Annotated in this window: 2 protein-coding genes; both read left to right on the plus strand. The window is 46.0% G+C overall.

All coding sequences use genetic code 11. From position 1 onward, the window contains the following. Positions 1–161: 161 nt before the first annotated feature. On the plus strand, positions 162–341 hold the full coding sequence (locus NJ959_RS29800) for a DUF8624 family small hydrophobic protein (protein WP_254015376.1): 180 nt from the start codon (positions 162–164) through the stop codon (positions 339–341). Between the two features lie 67 nt (positions 342–408). Next, positions 409–831, plus strand: coding sequence for a GNAT family N-acetyltransferase (locus NJ959_RS29805; RefSeq protein ID WP_254015377.1), 423 nt, complete (start codon positions 409–411; stop codon positions 829–831). Positions 832–1205 lie beyond the last annotated feature (374 nt).

Below are 1205 nucleotides of genomic sequence, written 5' to 3' on the forward strand. Positions count from 1 at the left end.
GGACAGGGGTGGGGGCTGGGGAGCTGAGGGTAGTTTTGAATTAAAACTCAAAACTCTCCATCCCAGGGAGCCATATCCGTTGTACAATGGACAGGAATAACTTTACAAATCTTAATCTCGATCTTCAGAAAACTCCCCCATTTATGTAAATTGTGAGAAATATGGCTTTCTTTCGCGAGTATATTAGCCCGTTAATCATCTTACTGATTTTTTTGGTATCCTTAGTGGCGGTCAGCGCCCGGATATTTTTGCCTAGCGATATGGTAGCACCTGCACCGATTGAAGAGGTTGATGCTGTGAGCATCCAGATTCCCGATTCCGTTAGCGCTACTCCAAATTAACCTTCCGCTAAGATTAGTGTGCGATCGCTTAATACTACCAGGTTACCAATTGCGGGTGGGATCTCGGGTGCAACAAGCAACCTTACTGAAATTCCTCCGGCTGAGTTACCGCGAGTTTTTCCCTCACCAGGCGGATTTTTCCCATCTGACAAAAACCGTGGATCAGTATTTATCTCAAGAAACACCCCTGTGGTGGGTTGACTCCGTTAACTCCCCAGGTGTTGCGCCAGTAGCTTGTCTGTGGCTGGGAAATGCCATCGATCAGATCAAAGGCGATCGCTACGCCCATATTTTTCTACTATACGTCATGCCAGACTATCGGCGACAAGGGATTGGTACGGCGCTGATGCGTCACGCGGAAAACTGGGCAAGGGCTAGAGGGGATCGACAAATCGGCTTACAAGTCTTTGAATCCAACCAACCCGCACTAAATCTCTACCATCAGTTAGATTATCAAACTCATTCATTTTTGATGGTTAAACCACTTTGAGGGGAATGGAACAGCGGATGCCATATCCGGCGGTGGGGAATGGTGAATGCAGGCTCAAGTTAAGTTTATTAAACTTTTGCGAGGATTTTTTGGCTAAATCGCGGTCAACGACTGGTGAAAATTGGTGATATGCGATAAGTTATAAGAATCTAAGCTGAAAACCTCGTGTCTTCAGACCGAGGATGTAGGCGAAGCATTCCCGCAGGGTAAGCTAGTTGCAGAATAAATTCTGCACTGTTGGCATGATTTGGAATCAATATGCTATAATGGCAGAATCAGTACAAGATTTAAAAACCTACCCTCGGACTGAGGGAAAGTCTACGCCCGAAACAACCTTGTGGAGATATCATTACGCCCTTGTGGCAAACGTAATG

The organism is Limnofasciculus baicalensis BBK-W-15 (assembly GCF_024178385.1).
GTDB classification, from domain to species: domain Bacteria; phylum Cyanobacteriota; class Cyanobacteriia; order Cyanobacteriales; family Coleofasciculaceae; genus Limnofasciculus; species Limnofasciculus baicalensis.

Excerpts from the sequence above, each read along its gene's own strand:
- NJ959_RS29800 (WP_254015376.1), top strand. The coding sequence starts at position 162 with ATGGCTTTCTTTCGCGAGTATATTAGCCCGTTAATCATCTTACTGATT.